Origin of the sequence: Chryseobacterium gilvum, from assembly GCF_025628965.1 — a bacterium.
In the GTDB taxonomy this organism is placed as follows: Bacteria; Bacteroidota; Bacteroidia; order Flavobacteriales; family Weeksellaceae; genus Chryseobacterium; species Chryseobacterium gilvum.
Genome location: NZ_JAOTEN010000001.1, coordinates 707,411 through 731,734 on the forward strand (window position 1 = coordinate 707,411; position 24,324 = coordinate 731,734).

The window sequence follows — 24,324 nt, forward strand, 5'->3', positions numbered from 1 at the left end:
CGTTTATTTTTTATTATGAAAAATTTGTTCTACATTTTTATTGGTGGCGGCTTTGGAAGCGTGATGCGATATCTCTTATCAAATTATACCCAAAAATGGTGGAATATCAATTATTTTCCTATGGGTACTTTTTTGGTTAATATTATAGGATGCTTTTTAATCGGGTTTTTAACTTCTTATTTTGCTAAAAATGATTATTATTTAAAATATTTGCTGATTACAGGGTTTTGCGGAGGTTTCACCACTTTTTCTGCATTTTCAGCAGAAAACTATTCTTTATGGCAGAATCAGCACTTTGGGACCCTATTTATATATGTCATCATGAGTGTAATCGCAGGATTTGCAGCAGTATTTTTGGGAATGAAATCTCCGGCTTTACTGCAGTAACTTTAAGACATTAAAATAAGAATCTGATTGTAAGCTGATTATTCATTTTAGAATATTTATTTTTAAAAATAGTTTTGTTACTATTGAAAAGAGTTTTATATTTGCACCACTAAAAATGACGATGATATCGGAATTTAAGGAGAGATGGCAGAGTGGTCGATTGCGATAGTCTTGAAAACTATTGACTGTAACAGGTCCGGGGGTTCGAATCCCTCTCTCTCCGCAGGTTGAGAAACTAAAATAAGCTGAAACGCTGTAAACATTGATGTTTACAGCGTTTTTTGTTTTTGTGAAAGGATCATATCATTTTAAAATAGTATCATAAGATCTCATATTGTATTATAGATACTGTACCTGGCTCTACATCTTCAGGAATTTTCATGATATTACTCATTTAAGTTTTTGTCCAAGTTTTTCGGTTCCCAGATTTTTCTCAAACTACAATTGGACCGGACTTATCGGTAATGAAAATACAAAATCTGAACCTTTACCAACTTCACTTTCTAATGAAATTGTACCTTTATGATGATTGATTATTTCTGAGCATAAATACAGTCCTATCCCAAAACCCGAAATGGAACGCATATTATCACTATCTACTCTATAATAGCGGTCAAAAATATGGCGTGCATCTTCAGGCTTAATTCCATGGCCATTATCTTTAACGCTGACATAAGCAAATTCATGATCTGAAGTGCACGAAACATGAATAGTGCTTCCTTTAGGAGAATATTTAACAGCATTATTGACCAGATTACTGATCACATGCTCGATCTTATTTTTGTCTGCATTGACAATTACCGATTCAATAGGGGAGAAAATAAGGATATGACTATGAATGGTAGCTGCAGCTTCTTCCTCGGCATCTTTTAATAATAGAGAAAGATCAAAAAGTTCTTTATTAAGATGTATTTTCCCGGATTCAAGCCTTGAAATATCCAGAAAACCATTGATCATCTCTGTCATTTTATTAATTTGCTGATCTGTCTTAGATAACATTTTAGAAAGATTATCATCATCCTTTAATTTGCGATGTATCAGCTGTATATAAGTTTTTACGGAAGTAAGAGGTGTTTTAAGCTCATGACTAACCATGGCAATAAAATCATTTTTCCTTATTTCATCTAGTTTTCTTTCGGTAATCTCATGAATAACTCCTGTAAAATATTCTTTACCTTCTTTTAGCTGTACTTCACCAATGGCACGTACCCACCTCAGCTTTTCGTCATGATAGCCAATAATCTGATATTCCATTTCAAAACGTGTACCTTCAGAAAATGCACGCTCAACCCCTTTGGCTACTGCTTCACGAAAGTCGGGATGTATCTGATTAATAGCAGCTTCATATGGCATAATTTCGTCCGGATGAAATCCGAAAAACGTTTTAAGCTTCGGTGATGCGGTAAAAATTCGATCCTGCGCACTGATCTGAAATGTTCCCAAACCTGCCGCATCCACTGCCATTCTTAAATTTTCTTCCGCCCTCCTGATCTCTGCACTGGCAAGATACTGGTCAGTAATGTCCATCACAACACCTGTAAAAGCAGAAAATTCTCCTGAATGATCGGCTTTAAGATTTCCTATGGCACGCAGCCAGCGGAGACGGTTATCATGAAATCCTATGACAGGATAGGTTACATCATAATCACCATTATCAGAAATTGCATTTTCTAGTTTTTCCGCTACATACGGACGGTATTCTTCTGTAATCTGTGCCAATGCCTGCTCGATTGACAAGGTTTCATCTTCATAATATCCGAACAATTCTTTTAAGCGGGCATCTGTTATGAACTCTCTGGTGATAGAATGTATATACCAAGTTCCAAAATTTGCCGCATTGACAGCCAGTCGGAAAGCAATCTGGCCTTCTTCAATCTTTACATGTGCTTTGAGTAACTCTTCGTTAACTTTTGCAATTTCTCCAAGACTGGCCTCAAGTTCATGATTGGTATTGGCCAGTTCTTCATTCAGCCCCTGTAAGGTTTTTGAAGTGTTTTCCAAATTTTCCTCCCACTTTTTACGATCAGTTACATCCCGTGTAGCACCTGCTATTGCTTCAACCTCACCCTGCTCATTGAAAACCGGCGTGAAAATATAGTCATAAATCCTGTTGCCCAAAACTGCATGCGGAAATGATACTTCGCCACGGATAGGGAGTTTTGTTTCTTTAATATAATCAATTTCCTTTTCGTGCATTTCTGCGTGCCAAGGCTCATAGCCATTGTCTAAAAGTCTTTTTCCGATCGAATCTTCCCATGTTTTACCCCACATATTTAGCAATGCTTTATTTGCATAGGTGAAGCGGTAATTAAGGTCAAATACATATAATAAATCCGGTGTAGATGACGTGACTGTTTCATATAATCTTTTCTGTTGGTCAGATTGGGCTTTGGCTATTTGCAGCGCTTCTTCAGCATCTTTTCGTAATGTTATATCCTGGGCTGTTCCAAACCACTCAATAATTTCGCCTTCCTCATCCAATATAGGGATGGCTTTTGAAAAAGTCCAGCCGCGTGTACCATCTACACGCAGAACCCGGTGCTCCAGCTGAAAAACTTTCTTTTCACGAATGCATTCCTGTATTTTTGTATTAACAAGATCTAGATCATCAGGATATATATTAGCAGACCTCCAGTTTTTTGTAGGTGCATGAGCATCTTTTAGAAAACCTCTGCCATCAAGCTCACGCATTTCCTGCCAATCGGGACTTAGTGAATAGATGACATCTGAAGTTGCTTCAATCAAGGCTTTAAAACGGTTTTCTGTTTCGGCGAATCTTTGCTTTTCAGAAGTATATTTATTGGAGAAGTTTGCCATATGAAGTGACTGCTTGAATTAATAAAGTAAAAATATAACTTTTTCCTAAATTAGACGGTATTCAGATATAAGCCTGTTTTTTTTAATTTTTAAAGCTGTTCTATTCCTTATACAAAGTGATTTCATGAAAACGATATCATAAGATTCCGCCATGTATAAAGTAGACAGTTTTGCTTAAAAGAATCTATTGATTCAGCCCTTATCTATTCCCGGCTTTTCTTTAAATATATTCAAAATAATACTGAAAAAGATTGGAATGTACTTAAAAAATATACTTCTGAAATCAAAGGCCAGAAATGGATTGATTATGTAGATATACCCCAATCGCAATTTGGAGATGATGTTTTATGGTGGAGAAAAAACAAGTATGACCCGAAAGAAGCTCTCAGTGCAATAAAATGCCCTGTATTAAGTATTTTTGGGGAAAAGGATGTTTTGGTACCACCAGCAGAAAACCAGACAAAAATGGAAAATTACCTTACGAAAGCTGGTGTTGATCACAAGCTTATCACTATAAAAGGTTGCGGACATAATATGATTACACAAAGTAAATGAGTGCTGTAGTGGAAACGTGGCCTTACAGATATTGGCAATGGCGAAAACAGCCGGATGAATTTTTAAATACAATTATTGAATATATAAAGAAATAATAATAAATCTGCATCTACTTTGAACGTGTTTAACCAACTTTATTTACAATTTTGAAACCGCTTTAAGCCGTCTCTCATTTATTTTTTACACGTTGCAGTTCAGTGCATATTCTTTTATTAGTAGCTTTCATTCTTATCTCTTTTATTAGTGTCCTTTAAGGCATGTTCAAGTAGATTTTTCAGATTTCCGTAATGTTCGATATGAGATATGGGCTGTTCCAGGAAGGGGATCTCCATTTGATAGAGTTGATAATTTTTTATATAAATTTTCATTTGTTCCGAGCTGTGCTTTCCGATGTATCGATAAAATTCAATACGCTCAATATGCCGAAAGTAAATAAACCCAAATTCGGCGCTCCATATCCCGTTTTTAGAGATTCTGAAAATCAATTTGCTTCTTTTCAATCCACCATACATAAAAAATAGCGCCGTGATTATCATGAAAAGTTCGTACAAAATATGGATTTCAAATATGATATAAAGTGTATATAAAAGCATTAAAAATCCGAAAATGACCAAACCAAAAGGTTGTCTGGTTTCATAAAAGTCTGTTTCGAACACTTCTTTCTCAATTACTAATTTCTTAGAAATGTGATCTTCATAATTCCTTCTAAAAATAAGATACTTTTTATTTGTCATTGTAATGCTGCTGTAACTTGATTTTTAAAGAGTATTTATAATTAAAGTTATAACAATTAAAGTTTGCCAGAATTCCGGAGGAGAGATATAAATCTGTGCTTTAAATACTTTGCCGGACAATTGCGGATGTTCACAATCTTGATGCAGCGTTTATGTCTTTGAAGAATATTGTAATTTTAATCAACGTATTTTCAAAACTGAATATCAATGTATACTCTTATTCTGGCTGAATAATAACAAACCGGACTAACGGAAATTCATTTTTAATGCTTTCACGAATGCGTTGTATCGCCTCAGTGATCTCTTCTGTATCAAGATGATCTTCAAAACCAATGATGAGCATCAACACGACTTCTTCCGGAGACTGGTATGTAGAAAGTATACTTTTTGTCCTGATCACGGCGGAGTCCTTTTCAGCAAGATGCGCAATTTTCTCTCTTGTTTCCGGAGCGATTCCTTCTCCCATCAGTAAGCTCCTGCTTTCTCTGGCCAGGATAAAAGAAACAAAAACCAATATTAGTCCTACAATCACCGATGCGAGCCCGTCCAATTCCGGTATTTCACAGGCATGGCTAAATCCCATCAGGATCATGACAACGATCAGGCCTGCAACTGCGGCGCCATCTTCAAAAACTACGAGAAAGCTGGAGGGATCTTTACTTTTAACGATCGCATCCCACCATTTCATTCCGTTACGGGTTTTATTAAATTCCTTTACTGCGATATATAAAGAAGACCCCTCGAAAATAAGGGAAAGTGACAAGACGATATAATTCCATAAAGGGTCTTTCATGGCTTCAGGTTCCAGAATGTGTGAAATTCCCTGATAAACAGACAGGGCACCACCCAGACCAAATATCAAAACAGAAACGACAAAAGACCAGAAATAAAGCTCTTTGCCATATCCGAAAGGATGAAATTCGTCTGCTTTTTTCTTACTCCTTTTCAACCCATACAAAAGCAACAGCTGGTTGGCGGTGTCCACGGTAGAGTGGATCCCTTCAGAGATCATAGAGGAACTGTTGGTAAATGCTCCGGCAATGAATTTGGTCAGCGCAATCAGGAGATTGGCGGCAAGAGCACTGTAAATTGATTTTTGATGGTTGGCCATTCTTAATTGGAGTAAAATAAGAAAAGGATAATAATTATATTCTTGGACTTTAATCTGTTTTATCTTCTGTAGGATACTTTTCAGTGACCAAACCGCTTCCTATTATATTTGAATTGATAAGAAGTTCGAAATCCATTCCTTCATATATTTTTTCTGACATCTCATCCGCATTTAAGAATATAAGATCAGCAACTACCGTATCACCTGGAAATACCAGTTCTTGATCTAAAAATGTTTGGTTTGCCATACATTCCTGATTACCATACGGAAATCTGATAACGATTCTGAATCCTGAGGAAACAGGGGTTACAATGCCTCCGTCTTCCGTGGTAAGATACATGAGGGTCGCTTTAAAATGAGGCTTCTTTTCCATTTCTGTAATTTTAAGCTAATAATTATCAAACCTTGAACCGATCTTGCGACATACGAGTTATAAAAATAAAACTGAACGTAAAGGTCAGCAAAAAGCGGGCTGCTTTTTTAGGGTTGAAAGAAAAAACGATTTACTTATATTTGTCTCGCAAAGCAAATTCAAATGTTCAAAAAAGTAATCATTGTATTTATTCTTAGCTTTTATACGGGGTTTTGTTCGGCCCAACAGGTCCGGCCTTCAAAATCATCTGAAATTTATCGCGAACTCAAAACCCTTAAACACCTGCCTAAAGTTCTATACCTTGCAGCTCATCCCGACGATGAAAATACAGGATTACTCTCCTGGTTAATCAACGACCAGAATATAGAGACGGGCTATTTGTCTTTAACCAGAGGTGATGGCGGCCAGAATTTATTAGGCACAGAGCAAGGTGCTGCACTAGGTTTGATCAGAACGCATGAGCTTTTGGAAGCAAGAAAGTTAGACGGTGCCCAACAGTTTTTTACCAGGGCGATTGATTTCGGTTTTTCTAAAAATACGACCGACACCTTCACACAATGGAATGAAGACAGCATTACAGCAGATGTGGTTTGGGTCATCCGTACATTCCGTCCTGATGTGATCATTTGTCGTTTTCCTCCTACTGCAGCAGCAGGCCACGGACAACATGCGGCTTCGGCGGTGGTTGCAGAAAAAGCATTTAAGCTGGCGGGCGATAAAACAGCTTTTCCAAATCAACTAAAATATGTTAACGTATGGCAACCCAAACGTATATTGTGGAATACTTTCCGGTTTGGTGCCGTCAATACGACTGCCGAAAATCAGCTGAAAGTTACCGTTGGACAATATGATGCCCAGTTGGGAATGGGCTATGGTGAATTGGCGGGATTAAGCAGAAGCTTACATAAAAGCCAAGGTGCGGGAACACAGTCTGTAGCCGGGATTAAAACTGAGTATTTTAGCCATGTTCTTGGTGAGCCTGCTAAAGCAACACTTTTTGACGGAGTGACTAAAACCTGGACTTCACAAGGAAATGCTGACATTGACCAATCATTAGATAACATTATTTCTGCTTTCAATTTCAACGAGCCAGACAAGAGCTTGCCTTCTTTGCTTGTTTTGCGAAAAAAGATAATGGCGCTAAAAGATTCAGACCTAAAAAGTGATAAGCTTAAATCTATTGACCATATTATTTTAAGCTGCGCCGGGTTTATGGGCGAGGCAGTTACCAACCAGGCTGAAGCTGTTGCCGGAGACAAACATAATTTTAGGGTAAATTTAATTGCACGAACTGAAAATCCTGTTGTTTTAGAAAATGTAAAATGGTTAAATCAATCAGAAAGCTTCAACAAAAAACTGTCAAAAGATTCTTTGATCACTATTCAGCACGAAATTCAGATTCCTGCAGATGCAGCACTGACTGAACCGTATTGGTTGGCAAAACCTCCCACGAATGCAGCGACTTTCTCTGTTCCAAATGATACTTTAGTCGGTTTGCCGGAAGCAGAATCACCATTAAATGTTTTGCTTGGTTTAAAAATAGGCACGGAAAAGTTTGAAGTCAAACTTCCTTTGTCTTTCAAGAAATTAGACCCGGTGCGGGGTGACGTGGTAGAAGCATTGCGCATTGTTCCTGCATTAGAACTGAAATTTACACAACCACTTTATCTGGTCAAAGAAAATGCAGACTTATATTTGAATTTAAATGTTAAGGTTAATTCCAATAAAAGCTATAGTAATGGTAAGTTAAACCTGATGTATAACGGAGAACGATTAGGCAGCGCTGATCTAAGTTCTATTAATGGAAAAGATACAACTATCGAGTACGTTATCCCTAAAAGTAAGCTTGCTTCAATCAATTCCTCCCGTTTGCAGTTGGATGCCAATTTTATAGTAGATGGAGTTACTTATAATAAAAAACAGGTGTTAATTCAATACCCGCATTTACCTTCTTTACAATATTTTGTACCTGCAACGGCCATCGTTATGAAAGGGGATGTTCAGTCGAAGGTTAAAAAAGTGGGTTACATAGAAGGTGCAGGCGATTTTATTCCTGAGTTTCTGCGTATTGCAGGTGTCCAGGTTGAGGTTCTGAAAGACGAAGATTTCTATGGCAACGCAGATAAATCCGGCGGAAACGGCAGTCAGAACAGGCTATCGCAATATGATGCCATCATATTGGGTATTCGTGCCAATAACACAGAAAAAAAGTTGGGTCGCTGGATGCCTTTTTTATGGTCTTATGTAAAAGCGGGAGGGAATTTGGTGATGCAGTATAACACCAATCAGGATACAACCGTCGAGCAATTGGGAATATACAATTTCAGCATTGCCAATAAACGGGTTACCGAAGAAAACGCTGAGGTTAAATTTTTAAACCCCAATCATCAATTATTGAATTTTCCGAATAAAATTACCTCGGATGATTTTAAAGGTTGGGTACAGGAGCGTGGCGCCTATTTTCCTGAAAAATGGGATGCAGCCTACGAACCGCTTTTTGAGATGTATGATACCGGTGAAGAGCCGCTGCAGGGATCCACTTTATATGCTGCATACGGGAAAGGTAATTTTATTTATACTTCTTTGGCATTTTTCAGACAGCTACCTGCGGGAAATGTTGGGGCGGCACGTCTATTTTTAAACTTTTTATCTGCACAGAAAAACTGATGAACAATCAACTTAAAAACTGGAATACTTGGTATGTATTATTAACGGTTGCATTAGTATTGCAGATCGCATTTTATTATTTGTTTACTAAATTCTGGGCATGAGCACGATAGACTGGACCGTTCTCATTTTTACCCTTGTCGCAGTAGTAGTCTATGGCGTTTTGATCGGTCGTGGCCAGAAAAGCAACGAAACCTATCTGAAAGCCGATAATAAAATGCCTTGGTACATTGTGCTTACAGGGATTATGGCAACGCAGGCAAGTGCCATTACATTTCTTTCAGCGCCGGGACAGGCTTATACAGATGGGATGCGTTTCGTTCAGTACTACTTCGGTTTGCCTTTGGCGATGATTGTGATCTGTATTACTTTTATACCGATTTTTCAGCGCTTGAATGTTTATACTGCCTATGAGTATTTAGAAAACCGTTTCGATAAAAAAACACGGGTACTCACTTCATTGCTTTTCCTTTTCTCAAGAGGCTTATCAACCGGAATCAGCATTTACGCTCCAAGTATCATCTTGTCAAGCGTTTTAAACTGGAATATTTATGCGACCAATGTTTTAACAGGCGGCATTCTGCTGATTTATACCTATGTCGGCGGTGCCAAAGCGATTGCTCATACCCAAAAACTACAGTTTCTCATTATTTTGGGAACCATGGCTTTTGCAGGATATCTGCTGATTCAAAATATGCCGAACGGAATTGGCTTTAAGGATGCGCTTTATCTGGCGGGGAAATCGGGGAAGCTCAATGTAATCACCACAGAATTTAACTGGAAAGATAAGTACAATATCTGGAGCGGCTTAATTGGCGGCTTTTTCCTTGCACTTTCTTATTTCGGTACCGACCAGAGCCAGGTTGGGAGATATATTACGGCGAAGGACAACACCAATGCAAAAATGGGCTTGCTGCTGAACGGGCTGGTTAAGATCCCAATGCAGTTTGCGATTCTCCTGATTGGTGCTTTGCTGTTCGCATTCTTTTCCCTTAAACCGGCTCCGATTTATTTCAACGAACATTCTTATCAACATTTAAAAGAAGCAAAACCCGAACAGGCTGCTGTATTTGAAAAAGAGCATCAGGATTTACAAATGAAATTCAATGCAGAATCGAAAGAAATTTTACAATTAAAAGAAACTCAATCTCCTAGACTTAACAAAACAATTCAGGATTTTAAAAATACACAAACCCAGGTAAAAACTCTTCACGGAAGGGTAGAGGAAGCAATCAACCATTCAAACTATAATGCGGAGAAAACGGATACCAATTACATTTTCCTGTATTTCGTAAAAAATACTTTACCTGTAGGGGTAACCGGTTTACTATTTGCTGTCATTTTCCTGGCCAGTTGGGGGTCAATTTCCGCAGCGCTGAATTCTCTTGCCGCCTGCTCATTAAAGGATGTTCATTTAATATTCAGAAAAGAAATTCCGGATGATAAAACCGAATTGAAATACAGCCGCCTCCATACTTTAGCCTGGGGTATTTTCTCAATCGGTGTCGCTATGTTTGCAACACAGATGGGTTCCCTTATTGAAGCGGTCAATGTATTGGGTTCTCTTTTCTACGGCCCGATATTGGGGATTTTTCTGGTCGCATTTTACTTTAAAAAAATCAATGGGAAGAATGTATTCATTGCTGCAATTTTATCAGAAATCGCGGTTATTGCCGTTTATCAGTTCGATATTGTTTCTTTCCTTTGGCTTAACGTAATCGGAGCAGCGGCAGTTATTATATTTTCGGCAATCGGATTACTGTTTTATAAACCGAAAAACGTAAATTCGTAAACGAACAAAATAAGAACAAATAAATAAAAACAGTATGAGAACAATGATTAAATCTGTAACTATGGTTTTGGCTGCCATGACGATTTCAGTAAACGCTTTTGCACAGGACACTAAAAAACCTGCGAGTCCTCCCGCTACTGCGACAGGAAAGATTAAAGATGCAACTATTACCATTGCCTACAGCAGTCCTTCTGTGAAAGGGCGTACCATCTGGGGCGGTTTGGAAGCGTATGATAAAGTTTGGCGCGCAGGTGCCAATGAAGCAACTACTTTCGAGACGGATAAAGATATTACTGTTCAGGGTAAAAAACTGCCTAAAGGTAAATATAGCTTTTTCTTAATCCCTAAAGAAAGCGGAACCTGGACTGCGATTTTTAACAAAGAGCCAAAACAATGGGGCGCTTATAAATACGAACAGGCTAAAGATGCTTTACGTGTTGATGTGAAAACAAAAGCGTTACCAGAAAGACAGGAAACCTTAATGTATAAAGTAAATAATAACGGATTTACCATGAATTGGGATAAAATCTCAGTTCCTGTAGAGATCAAATAAATGTAAATAAGAAAAATTAAAATCCCGTTCATCCGGGATTTTTTTGTTTACAATTTGAAAAATGCATCCAGGATGACTGTGAGATAATTTCAGTGATATTGACTGTCTGCCTGCAATAGTTTTAAAGCAAGCTCTTGTTAAATATTAAAAAAACCTTTGCCGATGTTGTGTGCCGAATGATTGTATTATCTCATCCGGCTGAGAACTTTAAATAGAAATGAACGGGAACTGTAAGAAATAATTGTAATCATCGAACAAGCATCCAAATTCCAACGCCAATGCCGGCGTAAACAAGTATGGTGATAATATCTGCAATGGGTTGCGAAAAGCGTTTTTCTGCAATGGTTTCAGCTTCAATCTGATTTTTGTGTAATTTCAGGACTTCCTGAGGTTTATTTGCCGAATGCGCAACCAGACTGTCACCCACCCATTTATCAACGATTATTTTATACACTCTGCCATCGGCCTTAATTTTATAATTTTTAGTTGGCTGAAGCTCATTCTGGATATTGATGGGAATAGGTTGTTTCTTATTAATCGTTGGCTTTGATTTATTGCTTTGAGTTTCGGCTGCCGTATCGTTGCGTTGAGACGAAGCACTGTTTCCATCAACAGCTCTCATCTTTGAGCGCTCGTTTTCGAGCGGAATATCCGCTTGCTTTTTACGTTGGTAAGTATAGCAGCTCGTGACAACACATGACAATATAATGTAATAAAGATATTTTCGCATAAGTCAAATTTAAGAATTAAACCTATTATTTTAGTATTTTCTTTGAAGGATTTAGTTTTTCCAGAAAAAATTGTCCGAATTTTAAGGTATCAATATTTGTATTTAAGTAAGCAAGTATTTTGCATTGAGGCGAATCTTAGATTTAATCCGGGTCGTCACGATAACTGTTGATCAAATTGAATTTACATCTAAAGTTTACATTGATAAGTAATGTATGGAGGGCTGCAATGAAATAATTTTAAACATAATATTTAAGCATAATGTAACAGTTCAGTAACAGCAGTGTAATATGGAGCATTTAGTTTTGGGAGATCAAAAAATCTAATCCAAACCATTCTTTATGAAACATTATTTACTCCTGCTGTGTTGCGTTTTTACGCAATTGTGTTTAGGACAAGCTTTAGTTCCGTATTTGCAAAATCCGACACCCAATTCGATGATCGTGAACTGGAAAACCTCTTCCAATAACGAAACCATCGTATATTATGGGACGTCATCAAATAATCTAAGCGTGACTGTAACGGGAACCACCAATATTTTTTCTGATACCGGCTACAATAATAATTATTACTATCATACCGCAAAGATTACCAACCTTCAGCCCAATACAAAATACTACTATAAAATTAAAACAGGAAGTACAGAGTCTTCCGTTTATAACTTCCGCACCCTTCCTTTACCGGGACAGCCCGTAACTGCAGACGGAAAAATAAGATTTCTCATCATGGGAGATAATCAGATTAAAAATGAGCCGAGATATGATTCTCTGAACCTTCACGCGTATAAAAAAATAAAGCAACGCTTTGGGATGGCGGCAGATCCTTCAGATAATGTGGCCCTTACTTTTATGGTGGGAGATCAGGTTGATGTAGGAACGCTTGACCATTATGAAAATGTTCATTTTAAGAAAAATCAAAAGCTTTCACCCTATCTTCCTATTCAAACCACCGTCGGTAATCATGAGACGTACGGAACGTTAGGAATGAGCTCTTATTATGCGCATTTCTATATTGATGAACTGAATTATAAAAATATCAGCTCAGGAAATGAAAACTATTATGCACAGCAAGCCGGAAATGTTCTTTTTGTAAGTTTAAGTTCAGAACATACCGGGGCTGCACAGCAAACCTGGCTTCAGCAGATTCTTACTGCCGCTGCTACGGATAATACCGTCCAGTGGATTATTTCTTTAAGCCACAGACCTTATCAGGCTGAGCAATATGTTGGAGATATTTCAACCTGGGTAAGAAATACTGCAGTGCCTATGTTGACAACCTCAGATAAATATTTAATGCATATCGGCGCTCACCATCACCTGTATCACAGAGGACAGCTTAAAAATTCGCCTAACTATCAGATTATTTCCGGCGGAACGGCGTGGGATCAGTATTGGGGAATGTCTAATGAGCAGGATTTTGACGATGTGCAGAAAACCCTTACGGACTGGACGTACCAGATTATTGAAGTAGACGTCATCAATGGCAAAGTAGATGTCGAAAGCTATTCAATCGGAAGTATTTATAATCAGAAGAACAGTGTTACCGTTGACAGTTTTCATCGCTATAAAAACCTTGCAAAACCCACAAAACCTTCAGTAACAAATGTATTCACAGCACCCGTTACACTGCCTTTGGTACTCAACGGAAGCACCTTCTCAACCACTACAGCAGAACTTTTAAATACAACACAATTTCTTATTAGTAAAACCGCAGACTTTTCGGTTATCGACAAAGAATTCTACCGTGATTATGAAAACTGGTTCGGTAAAGAAGGGACAGGAAATCCTAATGTTACTAAAAACCTAAATGCGGGAGTAGATATTACAAAAGCAACCATCGCAGCCAATTCTATTACCAATGGCGTATATTATGTAAAAGTACGTTACAGAGACCGGAATCTTGAATGGAGCGACTGGAGTGATGTAAAACAGTTTGAGGTAACGGGAAGTGTCGTGTCTAATCCTGCACTGGTTTTAAACAAAACAGAATATCTTCAGAACGAGGCAATTCTCACCACCTTCACAGACGGGCCCGGAAATCAACAGGACTGGGTGGGAATTTATAAGAAAGGTCAAAATCCTGCTTCCGTAACTTCACAGGCATATAAGTATACCAATGGGCAAACCTCCGGAGCTGCCAATTTTACCAATGGATTGCCCAATAAAGGACAATATTTCGCAGGTTTTTTTGCCAATAACGGGTATACCGAGATTACCGCAAGAAAAAATTTCTATGTAGGGCCGAAAGTAGTGCTTCAAACAACGGCAGATTCATATCCTGTTGGTGGAACAGTGGTTGTGAATTATAACAACGGTCCTAATCTTACGAATGACTGGATCGGAATTTACAAAATGGGGCAGGTTCCAGGATCAGCCAACCCTTCTGCCATGTGGAGCTATGTAACCACTGCTGCAGGAACTAAAAACTTTACGGGTTTACCGAAAGGATATTATTACGCGACTTATCTTCTAGAAGATGGTTATACCCAAATTGGAGAAAAAGTATTTTTTAAAGTTGGAGATATCGTTACTGATCTCTGGCTCAACAAACCGGTGTATACGTTGGGTGAAAATATTACCGCTTCCTGGACTGATTCTCCGGGAATTATCAAAGACTGGTTAGGAATTTATCCTCAAAGCATATCAATACCCAATGATCAGTTTACCTCCTACACTTATTTTGACGGGATCACTCAGGGTTCGAAAACAATTACCGGGAATGTAAATGCGTTACCTACTACGGCCGGAAATTATTATATGGTCATGTTCACCAACGATTCTTATACAGAAGTGTCGAACAGGGTTTCTTTCGAGGTGGTAGGAAATACATTAGGTACCGCCGAATCCCATAGTGCTACAGAGAAAAATGTCATTCTTTATCCAAATCCTGCAAAACCAGGACAGCCTACTTTCATTAAAAGTGATTATCCTATTGATAAAATTCAGCTGGTATCGGCTGCAGGGCAATTGCTGTATGAAACTAAAAATGTGAATCAGCAGAAATTCTCTTTAGTGAATGAAAATTTGCCAAAAGGGGTTTATTTTGTTAAAGTATATACCAGAAAACTATTTACGCTGAAGCTCATTATAGAATAAATCAAAATCAATATATAGTGTATGATCCAATTTGTAATGTTTGCAAATTGGATCTTTTATTATTAATCTCAATAGGTACTTAATCCTTTTATAATCGATAGTGTTTTTAGAGTTTCTCCTCTGGAAAAACCGGTTTTAATAATATAATTTTATATTTTATAAAACGGTATGTATTTTGGTTAAAGATCATGAAAGTGCTTCAAGAATATCAACAGGTATCCATTGTAGATCATCACTCGATAATAATTCATCACCAAACAAAATATAATTAAAATGAAAAATGCTTCACTTAAGACCATTGCACAAAAAATGAAAAATTTAGACTTCTGTATGATGATTACGCATGACGGAAGACAAAACCACTCAAGACCTATGAGTAATAATGGTAAGGTAGAATTTGATGGTGACTCGTGGTTTTTCACATATGAAGACAGCAACAAGTTCGCCAAATTAAAGAGGATAATAATGTCAGTCTCATTTATCAGACAGATGATATGCTTTTTATCGATTGCTATGGTACTGCAGCGGTAGTAACTGACAAAGAAACGTTAAAAGAAAAGTGGGTTGAAGAGCTTGAGCAATGGTTTCCTGACGGTATTGAAACAGAGGGGATTTGCCTGCTGAAAGTGACCTCCAAACGCATTTCATTCTGGCACAAAGATGAAGAGGGAGAATACATTTCATCATAAAAAAACATTCTGGATCATTAGAATATATAATTGCGATAAAGAAAAAGAAACACGATCAAGCTTAATTAATATTTCTGTTTTCCGAAGAAACTTCACCTATATTGCAGAATCAGCTAAAATAATAAATTAAATATCCGGAATTTTAGATACCTATCATTTGATTTTCCGGGATAGCTGCCTACAATTTCGTCGGCAGTATTATTCAGACCAATTTTGTAATTTTGCCAAATTAAACCCTAAATCAAAAATGACGGATTCGGTTAAGCCCCTAAATTTTGAACAGTTAACCAATATACTTTCCTTTGTTAACACCGCCACCGCTGTACATGTTGGTGAAAATGCAAGGATTGAATTTGCCAATAAGGCGATGTTAACCATTTGGGGACGCGGGTCCGAAGTGAAAGGTAAAGGATTAAATGAAGCAATGCCAGAATTGGCAGGTCAGCCATTTATGGAAATGTTTGCAAAAGTATGGCGCGAAGGAATCACTATTTCAGGGAAAGACACGCCTGCAGACTTATTAATCGATGGAGTGCTCAGTACGTATTACTTTGATTTTGAGTATCGTGCTATAAAAGATGATGATGGGAGCGTTGTAGCAATATTGCATACTGCTACTGACGTTACAGAACGTTATCTGAACAGGCGGGAATTGGAAGAAGCCAGCCTGAACAAGAAGCTGCTCAGTCAGGAACAATTGTTGAATGAACAGCTTGCCGCATCCAATGCAAAACTAAATGCAATTAATGAGCAGTTGCAGAAAGGAAGGGAAGAGCTAACCCGAATTAATTCTGAATTGGAATCGACAGTAGAAGATCGTGTAAAAGCGTTGATAGAAAGTGAAGAAAGATTCAAATCTATGGCTGATAATACCGACATCCTTATTGCTGTGCGTGATCATACAGGGCAGTTAAACTATTTTAATAAGGCATGGTGTCAGTTCACGGGAAGAAGTTCAGATCAATTACTAAATAGAGGATGGTATGATTTGATACATCCTCAGGATAAACAAAAATTTCTTAATATTCATCAGCAGGCGTTTTCTAACAAAGTTTCCTACACCGCCGAGATGAGGCTTATGGGATCCGACGGATCTTATCATTGGCTCCTGAAAAAAGGGACACCCCGCTTTCTTTCTGATGGAAATTTTGCGGGATATATCAGTTCCTGTGTTGATATAACTCAGCAGAAATTAAGTGAGCAACAGCTGCAGGATCTGAATGAAGAACTCGCTGCCTCTAATGAAGAATTTTCTGCCCTCAATGAAGAACTTGCCGCAACCAATGAAGAACTGGCAGAATCCAATGATGAGTTACAACTCAGTGAAACCCGGTTTCGTAACCTTATCAATCAGGCACCAGTTGCGATATGCGTGATTCGAGCTGAAGATCTGATTGTCACAGAAGTGAATAATGGTTATTTAGAATTAGTAGGCAAAACCAGGAAACAGCTGAAAGGTCGTATGATTTGGGAAGGTGTGGCAGAAGCTGCTGAAGTATACTCACCATTGATGCAGGAAGTAATTACAACCGGTATTGCCTTTCATGGAAGAGAGCACGAGTTAGTATTGAATCGAAACGGAGTCGATGAAACCGTATTTGTTGATTTCGTTTATGAGCCTGTTACTGATTTGACAGGTGCAGTCACCTCTATTATGGTAGTAGGAAATGATGTGACCGATAAAGTAATCGCAAGAAATAAAATTGAAGATGCCGAAGAACGCAACCGCCTTGCTCTTGAAGCTGCAGAGATCGGTACGTATGAACTTAATTATAGAAACAATTTACTGATAGGTTCAAAGCGCTTTGATGAGATTTTTGGAGTAAGCAGCCCCATTTCGAGAGCTGAGGTGCTTAAAACCTTACATCCTTTGGATGCCCATTTAAGCGATCAGGCCCATGCTGTTGCCCAAAAAACCGGTAAACTTTTTTACGAAACCCGTATTTTACATGCAGACGGCTCTTTAAAGTGGGTCCGCTTACATGGAAATGTTCATTATGATAGCGATGGCAACCTGAAAAAGTTACTTGGAACGGTTATCGACATCACAGGTTTTAAACAATTGCAACAACAAAAAGATGATTTCATATCAATTGCCAGTCATGAGCTCAAAACACCATTGACCAGCCTTAAAGCTTCTTTGCAACTTCTTGAGCGTATGAAAACGAATCCGACCGCTTTGCTGCCCCGGTTAATCGACCAATGTAACAGGAGTATGGCAAAGATTTCCCAACTGGTTGAGGAACTGCTCAATGTGACAAAAATAAATGAAGGGCAGGTAATGCTACGTAAACAGAAGTTTCATTTAGCACAGATGGTAGAAGAGTGCCGTTCTTATGTTTTGCAAATGGGAAGCCATGAGCTTGTGGTGGAAGGGGATACACATATTGAAATACTTGCAGATGAGAATAGAATACACCAGGTTCTCACTAATTTTATTAATAATTCCATTAAATATGCTCCGGATAGCAAACAATTATTCCTAACGATTGAGCGTAAAGACCACTCAGTTAAAATTTCCCTTAGAGACACCGGTCCCGGAATTAAAGCAGACAAATTACCGTATCTTTTTGAACGTTATTTTAGAGTAGACCAATCAGGTGTGCAGGTTTCAGGACTAGGATTAGGCCTCTATATCAGTTCAGATATTATTGAGCGTCACGGCGGGAAAATAGGAGTTGAAAGCATGGTAGGCGTTGGTACTACTTTTTGGTTTACATTACCAGATCAGGATTAATTGAACAATTTTTTACGTACAATTGATGATTTGCATCTTAAAGCGTAAATTTTAACACTGATACTTCATATTAACAATTCTATTGATCATTTAAGAATATTTCTGTATTGTTTTATAGATAATATTCAGTTTGGTTTACTGTGAAAAGTTCAATATATTTGTTTTATATAGTATAATTAATTATAATCTTCAATGAAAAGATGTCAATCCTTGTTGTTTCTGCTGTTGTTTCCCCTTGCAATTTCAGCACAGCAAAATCCCAGTGCTGATGAATTGTTTTTAAAAGCACGTACAACGGCTTTCGAACAAAAAGATTATAATGCCTCTATTTCTCTTGCAAAAGAAGCGCTGAAAATATCCCCTGATTACACAGATATTTCTATTTTTTTAGCACGATTGTATACATGGAACAAAGATATTGTTTCTGCTAGAGCAGTATTTGAAGATCTGCAAAAGAAGGGGATTAAAGATGAAGACTATTTTGTCGCATACGCATCGCTCGAATATTGGAACGATCAAAATGCAAATGCCATTAAGATCATTGATGAGGGATTGGTACATCATCCTTCGTCTGAAGCGTTATGGCTGTTGAAAGCAAAAGTTTATTTTGCAACGGATAGTTATGCTGAAGCAGAGCAAGCTATTACAAATCTGTTGCTCATCAATCCAAAAAATACGGAGGCAAGAGCTTTTGCTGTGAGAATAAATGATTTTTCTTCAAAAAATGAAGTAGGTATCACTTATAATTATTCACATTTTGATAAGCAATTTGATGATGATTGGCATATTATAGGAGTAAGTTATAAAAGAATGACCTCTCTGGGATCAGTAATCCTGAGAGGGAATTATGCCAACAAATTTGCGCAAAACGGCACACAGATAGAACTGGAAGCTTATCCTAGATTGTCTAAAACATTTTATTTATATGTAGGAGCCGGATATTCTGAGGATGTTGGACTTTTCCCAAAATACCGCACGGGAGTTTCTCTAAACGCGAATTTACCACACAGTTTTGAAGCCGAAATAGGGTACAGACAACTTTATTTTACCAATAATATCTGGCTGTATACCGCATCAGTAGGTAAATATTATAAGAATTTTTGGTTTAACTTAAGAACCTATATTACTCCGGACAGCAAGAATATAGCACATTCTTATACCGCAACTGTACGATACTATACAAAAAGCAGCCAGGATTATTTTGCCGTTCAGATAGGAACCGGAATCAGCCCGGAAGAAAACCGTAATAATCTTTTGGAAAATGAAACCTTTAAACTGAAGACTTTCAAATTAGGAGCTGCATATAATTTTGCGGTCTACAGAAATTTATTTTCGGTGGGCACGATGTATTATAATCAGGAATATTTGCCAAATGTAAAAGGCAATCAGTTTGATATCACATTAGGATACACGCGGAAATTTTAAAGATTTAATCGTTAAAAATAGACGAAATTTTTTAAGTACTATTATCACTAAAAAAAAGTGTATTGAGGATGGTTCAATACACTTTTTTTATCTTAAAATTTAAAATCCTTTTAAGTTTTGATATCAGTGCATTTAAAAACAGTTGTCAAAGCTTTCATTCTAAAAAATTACTTCGTTCTCTTCATAAAATTAACAATTACCGAATCGGGCATTAGTTTTTTAGTAGCATAAAAGCGGGAGTTCATTGTTTTAAATTGATTAAATCTGACGGTAAGTCTTTGTAGTTCTGCTTCATCATTATAGTTGCTTTCTTCTAGGTTTTTTGTGATAAAAAGCTGTCCGTCATGGAGATAATAATTTTTAAACATAAAATCAGTCAGCAGGTTTTTGCTCTGCATCATAGGAATACCTGATGTTACAGTCTCTGAACCTACTGAAAGCCCTCTTCCCAGCCAAGCAACCGTAGAAGGTGTATGTAAGTTATAATTCGTTCTATAATAGGAAAACAAGGATGGTGCAAGATCAAAGTGACTAACGATTTTGTTAAATTTTTTGGGCGTTTTGAGTAAAGGTGAATACACCATCAGAGGAACATGAAATCTATCAATTTTAGATTGTAAAATGATCTCCGGCATACTGTGGTCACCGGTAATTACAAAAATGGTATTCGCGAAGTCTGGACGCTTACTGTAATCTTCAAAGAATTTCTTTAAAGCATCATCAGCATTCAGAACAGAAATCAATTCTCTTTTATGGATCGTCGCCCACTTTTTCTGTTGAGGATTCAGAATTGTGGATTGCAATCTGTTGTTATACTGCTTTTCATAATAATTTTTATTATTTATCAAGAACGGGTTATGGGTTGATAAAGTAAGTATCATATTAAAATAAGGCCGATTGTTTAACGCTTGCATCTTAAGCATTTTATCAAACACTGCCTGATCTTCATATCCCCAGCTTTCTCCATTGTTTGCGGGAAGCTTACGGTAGGGTTTTCCGAATAGGTCTTCATCAACAATATGATCTACTTCGCTGTATTTCAAAAACTCACGATACCGGTCAAACTGTATATGCCCACCATAATAAAAACCCGTTTCAAAACCATTTGCTTTAAGTACATTATACAAATTAAAATGTTGTGGCGTTTTTTCGATTTCTAAAAATCCATTCTTGCCAAAAGGAAGAGAGCCCGTTAATGAGGGCAATGCTCCAAATGTTCTTCCTGCCGAACTTATACTGTTTTCCCAATAGAGGCTTTTATGTGACAGTGAATCCAGAAAAGGGGTAAAGTTACCGACATAGCCTTTCGGTGAAGTATACGCATGTCCGAAACCTTCCATAATAACAAAGACTAAGTTGGGTGCTTTTTCAGATTTTGTAAAATACGGCCCTAAAAAGTCTGGTGTGGTCTCTTTTCTCCAAAAAGGAAATTTTTCATCCAGCATTTCGGAAGTAATCTGAAACTTATCACTGCCACCCCAAAGTTTAACGATTTCAGGATGATCACTGATAAAATTGTCTTCATTGGAATTAATAAAATAAACCCACTTGCTTTTCGCTGCGTCTTTATTAAATTCGTTGTAATTCTGCACAGCTTCATTGTCTAATAGAGAAGAAGGTACAAAAAAAGCCAACAATCCGATCACCAATACTGTAATGCCAAGATATAGTGATTTTAATGCTTTTTTCCCCATCATCCATAATGGTAAAAATACCAATACCATCAAAATACCCATCAAGGCAAAATTTTTGTAGTTCAGCATTCCGCTGGACTGTAACGTCTGTTTTATTTCGTCTTTGCTGTAATAAAAAACCTCTGCTCCAAGCAGATTATGAGTTTCGGAAAAATAAAGGAACAAAATATAATGCGAAACAGCTGCTGTGAGAAATACAGCAATGGTGAGTGTTTTCCCCCAGCTTTTTTTGATGAATGACAAGATGAGATAAGTAATTCCCATCACTGCTACCAGCTTTAAGGCAAATAAAATATTGTCAAAGAACAGGTGGACGACTATTTGTGATACGTCTATTGAGGGAAAAGAATAGCAGTACCACAATGATTCCACACCTATTCCTATTAAAAATTGAATCAGGAATACGACGGCCAGAATTCCCCACTGCTTTAATCCTGTGTGAAGGATAATTGAAATCTTCTCTTTTAAAGGTAAATTTTGAGTGTTTTGACTAAAGCCTTGCCGTGTCATTTCTCCCCATCCGTGAGAATTCCTGAAATAATCAATAAATCCGTTAACCCCTGCTTTTACAACAATAGGGTGAAAATAAAATGGTTCGGAAAAAGCGGTTGCAATAAGTGCGAAAAAATCTTTTCTTTTGGTATACACCTGATAACTGACAAGATCAACCAATATGGCGTAGATTGAATACAGAAAACCCATGGATATGACCAATGCAAATAGAACACTGAAAAACGGCCAACTGATGATACCCAATAACAGAAAAATAATAAAAATAATATATCCGGAAAATTCTACCAATGGGCCCAGAAGTTCGAAAAAGAACCAGTAGGGAAGGCTGATCATTCCCAGCTTTCCATATTTGGGATTAAACATCATCTTCCTGTGTTTCCAAAGGGTCTCGATCGTTCCGCGCATCCATCTGTTTCTCTGTTTTTTAAGGATGTCTTTTGTTTCCGGAGCTTCAGTCCAGCATAAAGGATCAGGAATGGTAAGTACTTCATAGGCTTCGTTTCTTTCTTCCATATACTTTCGCATACGCACGACCAGCTCCATGTCTTCTCCTACCGTCTTTTTATCATATCCACCACAAGCCAGCACAATTTTTCTATCAAAAACTCCAAAGGCTCCTGAGATTAAAATTAGCCCAGAAGCGCGTGACCAAGCCATTCGGCCGAGAACAAAAGCTCTGATATATTCTAATGCTTGGGTTCTTCCCAAAAGAGTTCTCGGCATATTGACACTGATGACTTTACCGTTTTCAATGACGCAATTATTTGCCAGGCGAATCACACCACCGCAGGCAATAAACTTTTTGTCTTTCTGTTCCAAAAATGGCTTTGCCAGTTTAAGGATCGCATCCTGCTCCAGAATACAGTCTACATCTATACAGACAAGATATTGACCGGACGAAATATTAACACCTACATTAAGTGCATCTGCTTTACCACCATTTTCTTTATCTACAACAATCAGCTTTTTAAAAGCCGGGTTTTTACTTTTATAAATACCTCTTACAGGGTTGGTTTCTATTTTCCCCTGTATGAAATAGGTGATCGATTCCAGATTATAGGCTTCAATCAGTTTTTGTATAGAATCATCTTTACTGCCGTCATTGACAATAATAATTTCCAGATTATGATAATAAAGGGATAGGAGAGAACGCACATTTTCTACAATGGTCATTCCTTCGTTGTAAGCCGGCGCGATAATACTAAATGTAGGCGCATTAGGATTGGCAGCGATAATACTGTAATCTGTAAAAGTATTTTCTTTTTTATATCTTAATACAGCTCCCAATGCATAGATCCCTATCCAACCGTAAATGACTGCAACACCAAGCCCATAAAGCAGAAACAGCCATATAACAACTTCGTATATAATATGTGAGAATTCTATCATATTTTTTCCTGCAAAGCGTGTTTTATTATGTTTATTAATTCTTCAGAAGAAGTTTCATCCTGTGCGATCTGCTCTAAAAACTCCTGTTGCCCCAACGAAAAAAGAACTTCAGCAGCGCAAACTTTTAGAGCAGATTCGGGGGTATAAAGCAGCTGCTCTTTCAGGAAACCTATACAGCTTTTATCTCCTGAGCTTTTTATTGCTTTAAGAATTTCGAATTGAACCTCGATAGGCTGATTGGGGTAGGCTTCAATAAGGTATGTAATTGTAGAGGAATTCTCCAGGGATAATAAAGTTTGTACGGTTTCTACTATCACTTCTGTAGAAGAATGTGCCATAAGCTCGGCAACCATAGAGTACACTGAAAGGATCTGGAATTTTCTGATGAGCTTAAGGGTAAAAATAGTCACAGAATCGTTTGAACTTTTAAGCCAGCCATTTATCAGATGATCAGAATTTTCGGGAATGTGAGTGATTGAACCCAGAAGACGCAATTGTTGCCATTCCGATAGCACAGACTGAATGGTATCTAAATAATGCAATCCTTCAAAACCTTTAAAATTTACCAAAGTATATTGCGCTTCCTGATACACCTGCGGTGATGCGTGTGCAAGAAATTTTGAGATTTCCGGCAGGCTGTCTTGTACATTCATTGCAGTAAGTTCCTGTATTCCGCGTGCGATTAAATGAGGTTTCTTTTGGCTTAATTTTTTAAAGGCATCGTCCTGAAGTTTATATTGTTCAAAAAGATGTTTGATCGTATCTTTGGCAGCACCTGAAAATTTCTTTTCGGAATCAACCAGTTTTTGTAAAAAAAGATTTCTAAACAGAGGATTTTTATTGGCTTTTTCAAAATCTTTATCGGCCGGCTCTCCATCTTCTTCATATACAATTACTTTTGTTATTTTTTTATTGATTATTTCAGACCATCCAGAAATGCGGATAGAAAACCTGTACTGATAAATGCTATAAATGATGACAATAATAATCATCACGAGTACCAATGAAAGCATTCCCAGAAAAACAAAAAAAATAAAATGTACAGAGTCTATCATCTTAACCCT

15 protein-coding genes, 1 tRNA gene and 1 pseudogene are annotated in these 24,324 nt (G+C 37.5%); 10 read left to right on the forward strand and 7 right to left on the reverse strand.

Going from position 1 to position 24,324, the window contains the following annotated elements:
* The first annotated feature begins 15 nt into the window (after positions 1–15).
* Together crcB and N0B16_RS03260 are read left to right on the forward strand one after the other, a co-directional pair.
* Positions 16–387 carry a fluoride efflux transporter CrcB gene (gene crcB / locus N0B16_RS03255; protein WP_262989292.1) on the forward strand — a complete coding sequence of 124 codons (372 nt, stop codon included), beginning with the start codon at positions 16–18 and terminating at the stop codon, positions 385–387.
* Between the two features lie 138 nt (positions 388–525).
* Positions 526–610: transfer RNA gene (locus N0B16_RS03260), tRNA-Ser, on the forward strand.
* 215 nt (positions 611–825) lie between these two features.
* Here the strand turns inward: N0B16_RS03260 and N0B16_RS03265 are convergent.
* On the reverse strand, positions 826–3,204 hold the full coding sequence (locus N0B16_RS03265; protein ID WP_262989293.1) for a PAS domain-containing sensor histidine kinase: 2,379 nt from the start codon (positions 3,202–3,204) through the stop codon (positions 826–828).
* A gap of 315 nt (positions 3,205–3,519) precedes the next feature.
* Between N0B16_RS03265 and N0B16_RS14140 the strand changes: the two genes are divergently transcribed.
* Positions 3,520–3,759 (forward strand): dienelactone hydrolase family protein, encoded by a 240-nt coding sequence (locus tag N0B16_RS14140; protein WP_368407547.1) that lies wholly within the window; start codon positions 3,520–3,522, stop codon positions 3,757–3,759.
* 212 nt (positions 3,760–3,971) lie between these two features.
* Here the strand turns inward: N0B16_RS14140 and N0B16_RS03270 are convergent, their stop codons facing one another.
* The 3 genes from N0B16_RS03270 to N0B16_RS03280 all read right to left on the reverse strand — a co-directional run bounded on the left by N0B16_RS03270 (position 3,972) and on the right by N0B16_RS03280 (position 5,977).
* Positions 3,972–4,493, reverse strand: a complete 522-nt coding sequence (locus N0B16_RS03270) for a hypothetical protein (RefSeq protein WP_262989294.1) — start codon at positions 4,491–4,493, stop codon at positions 3,972–3,974.
* Positions 4,494–4,710: 217 nt separating this feature from the next.
* Positions 4,711–5,604 (reverse strand): cation diffusion facilitator family transporter, encoded by an 894-nt coding sequence (locus N0B16_RS03275; protein WP_262989295.1) that lies wholly within the window; start codon positions 5,602–5,604, stop codon positions 4,711–4,713.
* 49 nt (positions 5,605–5,653) lie between these two features.
* Positions 5,654–5,977: a hypothetical protein gene (locus N0B16_RS03280; RefSeq protein ID WP_262989296.1), complete on the reverse strand. Its 324-nt coding sequence runs from the start codon at positions 5,975–5,977 to the stop codon at positions 5,654–5,656.
* Between the two features lie 162 nt (positions 5,978–6,139).
* On the opposite strand from N0B16_RS03280, the gene N0B16_RS03285 reads away from it, so the two are divergent.
* From N0B16_RS03285 to N0B16_RS03295, 3 genes are all read left to right on the forward strand, one after another.
* A complete protein-coding gene (locus tag N0B16_RS03285) occupies positions 6,140–8,644 on the forward strand; it encodes a PIG-L family deacetylase (RefSeq protein WP_262989297.1) in 2,505 nt (834 codons plus the stop codon).
* 100 nt (positions 8,645–8,744) lie between these two features.
* Positions 8,745–10,436 (forward strand): sodium:solute symporter family protein, encoded by a 1,692-nt coding sequence (locus N0B16_RS03290; protein WP_262989298.1) that lies wholly within the window; start codon positions 8,745–8,747, stop codon positions 10,434–10,436.
* 34 nt (positions 10,437–10,470) lie between these two features.
* The gene (locus tag N0B16_RS03295) at positions 10,471–10,989 is read left to right on the forward strand and encodes a DUF2911 domain-containing protein (RefSeq protein WP_262989299.1); all 519 of its coding nucleotides are present in this window, start codon (positions 10,471–10,473) and stop codon (positions 10,987–10,989) included.
* 247 nt (positions 10,990–11,236) lie between these two features.
* Here N0B16_RS03295 and N0B16_RS03300 read toward each other — a convergent pair whose 3' ends face one another.
* A complete protein-coding gene (locus N0B16_RS03300) occupies positions 11,237–11,611 on the reverse strand; it encodes a hypothetical protein (RefSeq protein WP_262989300.1) in 375 nt (124 codons plus the stop codon).
* 448 nt (positions 11,612–12,059) lie between these two features.
* Here N0B16_RS03300 and N0B16_RS03305 point away from each other — a divergent pair, with 448 nt between their 5' ends.
* The 4 genes and pseudogenes from N0B16_RS03305 to N0B16_RS03320 all read left to right on the forward strand — a co-directional run bounded on the left by N0B16_RS03305 (position 12,060) and on the right by N0B16_RS03320 (position 19,664).
* On the forward strand, positions 12,060–14,813 hold the full coding sequence (locus tag N0B16_RS03305; protein ID WP_262989301.1) for a fibronectin type III domain-containing protein: 2,754 nt from the start codon (positions 12,060–12,062) through the stop codon (positions 14,811–14,813).
* Between the two features lie 333 nt (positions 14,814–15,146).
* Positions 15,147–15,502, forward strand: a pseudogene (locus N0B16_RS03310) (pyridoxamine 5'-phosphate oxidase family protein).
* A 247-nt stretch (positions 15,503–15,749) separates the two neighbouring features.
* Positions 15,750–18,239 (forward strand): PAS domain S-box protein, encoded by a 2,490-nt coding sequence (locus N0B16_RS03315; RefSeq protein ID WP_262989302.1) that lies wholly within the window; start codon positions 15,750–15,752, stop codon positions 18,237–18,239.
* Between the two features lie 192 nt (positions 18,240–18,431).
* The gene (locus N0B16_RS03320; protein WP_262989303.1) at positions 18,432–19,664 is read left to right on the forward strand and encodes a YaiO family outer membrane beta-barrel protein; all 1,233 of its coding nucleotides are present in this window, start codon (positions 18,432–18,434) and stop codon (positions 19,662–19,664) included.
* Positions 19,665–19,831: 167 nt separating this feature from the next.
* Here N0B16_RS03320 and N0B16_RS03325 read toward each other — a convergent pair whose 3' ends face one another.
* Positions 19,832–23,260 (reverse strand): sulfatase-like hydrolase/transferase, encoded by a 3,429-nt coding sequence (locus tag N0B16_RS03325; RefSeq protein ID WP_262989304.1) that lies wholly within the window; start codon positions 23,258–23,260, stop codon positions 19,832–19,834.
* Positions 23,257–24,315 (reverse strand): HEAT repeat domain-containing protein, encoded by a 1,059-nt coding sequence (locus tag N0B16_RS03330; protein ID WP_262989305.1) that lies wholly within the window; start codon positions 24,313–24,315, stop codon positions 23,257–23,259. The genes N0B16_RS03325 and N0B16_RS03330 overlap by 4 nt, the downstream gene beginning before the upstream one ends.
* Positions 24,316–24,324: the final 9 nt, after the last annotated feature.

Bases quoted from the DNA above. Each gene is read 5' to 3' on its own strand.
- crcB (WP_262989292.1), top strand. From the start codon at position 16: ATGAAAAATTTGTTCTACATTTTTATTGGTGGCGGCTTTGGAAGCGTG.
- N0B16_RS03265 (WP_262989293.1), bottom strand. From the start codon at position 3,204: ATGGCAAACTTCTCCAATAAATATACTTCTGAAAAGCAAAGATTCGCC.
- N0B16_RS03270 (WP_262989294.1), bottom strand. From the start codon at position 4,493: ATGACAAATAAAAAGTATCTTATTTTTAGAAGGAATTATGAAGATCAC.
- N0B16_RS03275 (WP_262989295.1), bottom strand. From the start codon at position 5,604: ATGGCCAACCATCAAAAATCAATTTACAGTGCTCTTGCCGCCAATCTC.
- N0B16_RS03280 (WP_262989296.1), bottom strand. From the start codon at position 5,977: ATGGAAAAGAAGCCTCATTTTAAAGCGACCCTCATGTATCTTACCACG.
- N0B16_RS03285 (WP_262989297.1), top strand. From the start codon at position 6,140: ATGTTCAAAAAAGTAATCATTGTATTTATTCTTAGCTTTTATACGGGG.
- N0B16_RS03290 (WP_262989298.1), top strand. From the start codon at position 8,745: ATGAGCACGATAGACTGGACCGTTCTCATTTTTACCCTTGTCGCAGTA.
- N0B16_RS03295 (WP_262989299.1), top strand. From the start codon at position 10,471: ATGAGAACAATGATTAAATCTGTAACTATGGTTTTGGCTGCCATGACG.
- N0B16_RS03300 (WP_262989300.1), bottom strand. From the start codon at position 11,611: ATGAGAGCTGTTGATGGAAACAGTGCTTCGTCTCAACGCAACGATACG.
- N0B16_RS03305 (WP_262989301.1), top strand. From the start codon at position 12,060: ATGAAACATTATTTACTCCTGCTGTGTTGCGTTTTTACGCAATTGTGT.
- N0B16_RS03315 (WP_262989302.1), top strand. From the start codon at position 15,750: ATGACGGATTCGGTTAAGCCCCTAAATTTTGAACAGTTAACCAATATA.
- N0B16_RS03320 (WP_262989303.1), top strand. From the start codon at position 18,432: ATGAAAAGATGTCAATCCTTGTTGTTTCTGCTGTTGTTTCCCCTTGCA.
- N0B16_RS03325 (WP_262989304.1), bottom strand. From the start codon at position 23,260: ATGATAGAATTCTCACATATTATATACGAAGTTGTTATATGGCTGTTT.
- N0B16_RS03330 (WP_262989305.1), bottom strand. From the start codon at position 24,315: ATGATAGACTCTGTACATTTTATTTTTTTTGTTTTTCTGGGAATGCTT.